Source organism: Nonomuraea deserti (assembly GCF_004348685.1).
GTDB classification, from domain to species: Bacteria; Actinomycetota; Actinomycetes; order Streptosporangiales; family Streptosporangiaceae; genus Nonomuraea; species Nonomuraea deserti.
This window is the reverse complement of sequence record NZ_SMKO01000403.1, coordinates 1-1,474: the sequence shown is the minus strand read 5'-3', so window position 1 is coordinate 1,474 and position 1,474 is coordinate 1. Positions and strand designations below refer to the sequence as shown.

1 protein-coding gene is annotated in these 1,474 nt (G+C 71.6%); it reads right to left on the bottom strand.

Features of this window, described 5'->3' with window-relative positions; translation table 11 throughout:
* On the bottom strand, nucleotides 1-1,474 hold a 1,474-nt coding region (locus E1292_RS52150), incomplete at both ends, for an ATP-binding protein (protein ID WP_439331966.1).

Below are 1,474 nucleotides of genomic sequence, written 5' to 3'. Positions count from 1 at the left end.
GCAGGTCGTCGATGGAGTGCTGGAAGCGCAGGCTCTCCCGCTCCAGCGCGGCCGCGCGCTGAGCGTCGCCCTGCAACCAGAGCGCGACGCCGAGCACCGTCTTGCCGTAGGCCCTGACCCACCTGTCGCCGTGCGCCTCGCACACGGCCAGGCACTCCTCACCGGCGGCCACGGCGCGGGAGGTGTCGCCCAGCAGGGCGAGGGCGTGGCAGAGCCGGAACAGCGTCATGGTCAGGCCCATCGGGTCGCCGGTGGCGCGGTGACGGGCGACCGCCTCCTCGTAATGCGTGACCGCGGCTTCGGTGTCTCCGCAGCACATGGCGATCATCGCGGAGTCAAGCGCCGCGTAGGCCACCACCGGCTGCAGCCCCAGCTGCTCGCCCAGCTCCCGGGCCTGGCGTACCGCCGCCTCCGCGGTGACGACGTCGGCCTGAATGATGGCCAGCCAGGCGTTGACCCACAGAGCCCGGCCGCGCATCTCGCTCGCCTCGGTGACGACGGCCAGTCCCTGGTCCAGGCGGGCGCGTCCCTCACCCAGGTAGTCGCCGGTCATCCAGTGATGGAAGAGGTCGGCGGCCATGCCCAGGCCGGTTTCGATCTCGCCCGGCACGGCGAAGCAGTATTCCAGGGCCTGGCGCAGGTTGGCGTGCTCGATCCGCTGCCTGTCGAACCATTCGACCTGATCCGGGCCGAACATCTTGGCGCACGCCCGTGCCACCAGGTCGCGGTAGTAGTCGCGGTGCCTGCGCCGCATCGCCGGCTCCTCCCCGGAGGCGAGGAGCTGTTCGCGGCCGTACTGCCGGATCGTCTCCAGCATCCGGTAACGCACCGTCGCCTGGATCTCCTCCCGGACCAGCACCGACTTGTTCACCAGCGAGGTCACCAGATCGAGGACGTCCTCGCGCGCGACGCCCTCCCCCGAGCAGACCTCCTCGGCCGCTTCCAGGTCCAGTCCGCCGGCGAACACCGACACGCGCGCCCACAGCAACCGCTCCGGCTCCGTGCACAGGGCATAACTCCAGTCGACCAGCGCACGCAACGTCCGCTGCCGGGGCGGACCTGCCCGCGGCCCGGTGGTGAGCAGGTGGAAGCGGTTCTCCAGCCGGGCCAGCAGCTGTTCCGGCGACAACATCCTCAGCCGCACGGCCGCCAGCTCGATGGCGAGGGGCAGGCCGTCCAGCTGGCGGCAGATCCGCTCCACGGTATCCCGGCTGCTCTCGGCGACCGCGAACCCCGGCAGCACGGCCGCGGCTCGCTCGGTGAACAGCTGCACCGCCTCCCCCGGGGTCTCGGCCGACTGCTGCGGATCGTCGGGATCCGGCAGCGACAACGTCGGCACGGCCAGCACGCGCTCGCCGGCGATCCCCAGCGCCTCCCTGCTGGTGGCCAGGATCCGCAGCTCGGGCGCGGAGCTCACCAGCGTCGCGGCCAGCACGGCGCACTCGTCCAGAAGGTGCTCGCAGTTGTCCAGGAC